General features: G+C 37.1%; 4 protein-coding genes, 2 rRNA genes and 1 pseudogene. 4 read left to right on the top strand and 3 right to left on the bottom strand.

From position 1 onward, the window contains the following. The 4 genes and pseudogenes from A9G42_RS04515 to A9G42_RS04530 form a co-directional block, all read left to right on the top strand. Positions 1 to 1,062, top strand: a 23S ribosomal RNA gene (locus A9G42_RS04515); the annotation flags it as partial. A gap of 165 nt (positions 1,063 to 1,227) precedes the next feature. Then, positions 1,228 to 1,343, top strand: a 5S ribosomal RNA gene (gene rrf, locus A9G42_RS04520). A 402-nt stretch (positions 1,344 to 1,745) separates the two neighbouring features. Beyond that, on the top strand, positions 1,746 to 2,072 hold the full coding sequence (locus tag A9G42_RS04525; protein WP_218837762.1) for a hypothetical protein: 327 nt from the start codon (positions 1,746 to 1,748) through the stop codon (positions 2,070 to 2,072). A gap of 19 nt (positions 2,073 to 2,091) precedes the next feature. Next, positions 2,092 to 3,269 (top strand): annotated as a pseudogene (locus A9G42_RS04530) (IS256 family transposase). Between the two features lie 147 nt (positions 3,270 to 3,416). On the opposite strand, the gene A9G42_RS04535 reads toward A9G42_RS04530, so the two are convergent. The 3 genes from A9G42_RS04535 to A9G42_RS04545 form a co-directional block, all read right to left on the bottom strand. Beyond that, positions 3,417 to 3,788 (bottom strand): SMI1/KNR4 family protein, encoded by a 372-nt coding sequence (locus A9G42_RS04535; RefSeq protein WP_065652759.1) that lies wholly within the window; start codon positions 3,786 to 3,788, stop codon positions 3,417 to 3,419. 94 nt (positions 3,789 to 3,882) lie between these two features. Next, entirely contained in the window at positions 3,883 to 4,263 is a 381-nt protein-coding gene (locus A9G42_RS04540) for a hypothetical protein (protein ID WP_065652760.1), read from the bottom strand. Between the two features lie 13 nt (positions 4,264 to 4,276). Beyond that, positions 4,277 to 4,709: integrase core domain-containing protein (locus A9G42_RS04545; RefSeq protein WP_143426093.1), on the bottom strand; the 433-nt coding region annotated here is incomplete at its 5' end.

Below are 4,709 nucleotides of genomic sequence, written 5' to 3' on the forward strand. Positions count from 1 at the left end.
TGCTGGAAGGTTAATTGATGGGGTTATGCTTATGCAGAAGCTCTTGATCGAAGCCCCAGTAAACGGCGGCCGTAACTATAACGGTCCTAAGGTAGCGAAATTCCTTGTCGGGTAAGTTCCGACCTGCACGAATGGCGTAATGATGGCCAGGCTGTCTCCACCCGAGACTCAGTGAAATTGAAATTGCCGTGAAGATGCGGTGTACCCGTGGCAAGACGGAAAGACCCCGTGAACCTTTACTATAGCTTGACAGTGAACATTGAGCCTTAATGTGTAGGATAGGTGGGAGACAAAGAAGTGTGTACGCCAGTATGCATGGAGTCGCCCTTGAAATACCACCCTTTAATGTTTGATGTTCTAACCTATACTTCTGAATCGAGGTAAGGGACACTGTCTGGTGGGTAGTTTGACTGGGGCGGTCTCCTCCCAAAGAGTAACGGAGGAGCACGAAGGTTAGCTAATCCTGGTCGGACATCAGGAGGTTAGTGCAATGGCAAAAGCTAGCTTGACTGCGAGAGTGACGGCTCGAGCAGGTACGAAAGTAGGTCATAGTGATCCGGTGGTTCTGAATGGAAGGGCCATCGCTCAACGGATAAAAGGTACTCCGGGGATAACAGGCTGATACCGCCCAAGAGTTCATATCGACGGCGGTGTTTGGCACCTCGATGTCGGCTCATCACATCCTGGGGCTGAAGTAGGTCCCAAGGGTACGGCTGTTCGCCGTTTAAAGTGGTACGCGAGCTGGGTTTAGAACGTCGTGAGACAGTTCGGTCCCTATCTGCCATGGGCGTAGGAAAATTGAGAGGGTTTGCTTCTAGTACGAGAGGACCGAAGTGAACGCACCGCTGGTGTTCGGGTTGTGATGCCAATTGCATTGCCCGGTAGCTACGTGCGGAATAGATAAGTGCTGAAAGCATCTAAGTACGAAACTAGCCTTGAGATGAGTTTTCCCTGAAGAGATTCAGTAAGGTCCGTTTGAGACTAAGACGTAGATAGGTCAGGTGTGTAAGTGTAGTGATACATTGAGCTAACTGATACTAATGAACCGAGAGTCTTAACCTTACAACTCGGAGTTGTTTTGGAGTTACGCGATAGGATGATTGAAGTTGATGATTGTATAGAGATTGACTTTAAATTGTTTAATAAATGAGAGAGCAGTTTGTTCCGGATTGAGAGATTGTTGTGGATATGAGATAATACACAGTAATTGAGAGAAGACAGGATATGTCTGGCGGTAATAGCGCGGTGGTCCCACCTGACCCCATGCCGAACTCAGAAGTGAAACGCCGTAGTGCCGATGGTAGTGTGGGTATTACCCATGTGAGAGTAGGGTGCCGCCAGACTTTTAAATTTAGTGAAGCCCAGCAGTGATGCTGGGCTTTTTTACGTTTGGTATTTTATTGATAATAGAGCGCTTATTTGTATAGTTAATATCTAGAGCGGATAGCCCGAAGAATAACGTATTGAAGATGATAAGTTGATGTTGAATTGATGTTGGAATGAAATGAGTTCATTAATCATTGATAAAAAACCGAATTATCCATGTCCTATTTACCGCACAGTTCTCTAACTGGAACAACCAGCCTCAGCTTCTTTTAAAAAGCTACGGTTTGATGTTCAGTCATTTTTTATAATTAAATCCCTCTTTTGTTTTTATCATAGAGAATTTTCTACTTTTTTACTGTACTATTTTAGAGGAGTAGTTACAAGAGCAATTGAAAGACTCTTCAAAGGGAAAATTCCTAATGAAGCTATTGAAATTATTAGATGGGGTTGATTTTATGCCGGCATTATCTGAATATTCAAATATATCAAACACTGTATTCAATATATTGAATAAAAAAGGGTACCAAATCTGGTATGACGAAAGATTAAAAATGTACTGTGCCGAAAGAAATGGTTGGGATTTTATGGCGGATTCCCCGTCAGGTTTACTAGGTTTAGTTAGTATTTATGAGTTTAAACAACCAGCTATATATAAAGAATATTGGTGGAAAGATGACAATAAAAGTTTACTAGATAATTTAAGTAGAGAAAAACCTAAATACATATCAGTAAAAGATAAAAAATAGACCCTGTAAATAAAAATGGATAAAAAAATTAAAAGAGTTAGCGACTGAGTTAGCTAAAAACATAAAAATTCAAGACGATTTGGGTAAATTAACCTGCTTTTTAAATAAATTCATCATTGAGGCAGCGTTAAATACGGATATAATCCAACACTTAGAGTATGATAAACATCATAAAAAGTTAGGTAGTAATTATCGTAAGGCTATAGTAAAAAAACAGCCATTAGTGATGATGGTGAGTTAGAACTATCCATCTCACGGAATAAAGAAAGCTCATTTGAACCACAGTTAATAAAAAATATTAAACTCGGATTGATAAAATCAACCATCAAATTCTATTCCTGTATGCCAAAGGCATGACCACACGAGAAATTGAAAAAACTTTAGACAGATATGTATGACGTTGATATATCACTAGCCTTAATATCAAAGGTGAGCGATGCGGTTAAAAGGCAAGTGATTGAGTGGCAAAATAAACCGTTGGATACGCTTTATCCCATTGTTTACTTAGGCTGTATTGCGGTCAAAGTCAGACAAGATGGCTGTATTATCAATAAATTGATTTTTCTAGCTTTAGCCATCAACTCTGAGGGGGAATAAAGAACTATTAGGATCTTGGATAGCTGAAAATGAAAGGGATAAGTTTTGGTTATCGGTTTTAACTGGACTGAAGAATCGAGGAGTGGAAGATATTTTAATTACTTGTATTGATAGTTTAAAAAAGTTTTCCTGATGCAATTAACACCGTTTATCCCGTGTCTGTACCTTGCATAGGGTGGGTAATAGTTTAAAGCTTGTTAGTTGGAAATACTATAAAGCATTACTAAAGATTTTAAAGCAATTAATCAAGCTAGAACCGAAGAGTAAGCCTTACAAGCTTTATCTCACTTGAATCGGTGTGAGATGAAAAATATAGCTACATAAGTCAATTATGGCGATGTCATTGGGATAATTTGACAGCCTATTCGAAAAATATTTGTAAGGCAATTTACACCATCAATGCCATAGAATCACTGAACAGCATCATTCGCCATGCTATCAAAAAACGCAAGTTTTCCCGACGGATGATTCGGTGAAAAATGTGATTTATTTAGCTATCCGACAAGCATCAAAAAATGAGCTATACCGATCCAAAACTGGAAAAGCGCAATGAGCCGGTTTATTGTAGAATTTGGTGACAAAATTACCCGTTACCTCTAACTGGCAAATACACAAAATTGAGGATAGTGTCTTTTCTATCGGTTAAGACACTTCTCCATAATCATTTTCAAGACATTATATTTTAGTTGTAATTCTTAATTCTATAAGAAAATTATATGGTTAGTATTATTTATGTTGAAAAATATGTCATTCGATATATTTCCCTAAATGATAAATATCAGTTGCCTCGTTATTCATTTCTAAAGAGCCTAAAGCACCTAAATCTAAACTATATATATTATCAGACTCATTATTTTTCTTGACGTATATAAAATAGCCTACATCACCATCTTGACCTATTAAAAAATAATTGGGTGCAATGTTTTGTATACTATATACATCATTTCTTTCTTGAATGTCATATATGTTATATATATATTCTTCTTTTTCAGTGATTAATTCATACGGCTCTTTATCTTGAACCTCTTCTGACAAAAATCGTACATATAAACTTGGAAATTTGATATTCATTTCTTTTTCAAGAGTATACAATATTTCTATAATTGATTTCTTTTCCATAAAAAATTTATCATTCAATTAATATTCTATAAGTCAAAAAAAGGATTATTTATATTAGCATTTCTAATGCTATCGAAATATTTGTAAGAATCATTTAACGCTTTTTTGCTTGTGCTTTAGGTACACCGGCGTGAAGTATTTCTCTGTAACTTATATTGAATTCTTGTTTTAAGGTTGTATTCCATTCTCCATTAAGTGAGTTTCTAGTTCTTTGTGCACGACTAATGTTAGCATGTAGTAAACCAGAAAAAGATTGTAATAATGCCGCTGGTGCAACATTTCTTCGATAACTAGTTATATTTCTTTTAGTCCAAGCAGCTTGTATTGGATGATGGCTTTGTACGAATGCATCAGATCTAGTGTTTTTATGGCCTGAAGCTCTATTTGCATTAGGCGATAAGTTACCATGTATGTTTACATCGCCTTTTTTATAGCCATTTGGAGTAATTGTAAATACCCCAAACTTAGCACACAACCCACGTAGAAAATCATGCTGCTTGTTTTAGTGTTTTATACTCAATCGGTGTCATGTTATTTAATGCCTCATACGGTCTTTCGGTGTTATAAAGGGTTAGCCATTCTTCGGTTATTCTTCTTGCTTGAGCTAAGTTGTTAAAAAGATATAAATCGAGTACTTCAGTGCGATAGGTACGATTAAATCGTTCAATATAGCCATTTTGATAAGGGCTACCGGGCTGGATATAATCAATGGTTATATCATGTGATTTAGCCCAGTTGGTAAAGGTTTTTCCTGTAAATTCAGGTCCATTATCGACCCGTATTTTTAATGGATATCCATGATATTCGGCCAGTTTATCTAAGTAACGGGTAATCCTTCCTGCTGGTAAGCTTACTGCAATATCAATACCTAACGCCTCACGATTAAAGTCATCGATGACATTGAATGTTCTAAAGCGACGT

The sequence above is a fragment of the Gilliamella sp. Nev6-6 genome (assembly GCF_001690605.1).
GTDB lineage: Bacteria > Pseudomonadota > Gammaproteobacteria > Enterobacterales > Orbaceae > Gilliamella > Gilliamella apicola_C.

Bases quoted from the DNA above. Each gene is read 5' to 3' on its own strand.
- A9G42_RS04525 (WP_218837762.1), top strand. From the start codon at position 1,746: ATGAAGCTATTGAAATTATTAGATGGGGTTGATTTTATGCCGGCATTA.
- A9G42_RS04535 (WP_065652759.1), bottom strand. From the start codon at position 3,788: ATGGAAAAGAAATCAATTATAGAAATATTGTATACTCTTGAAAAAGAA.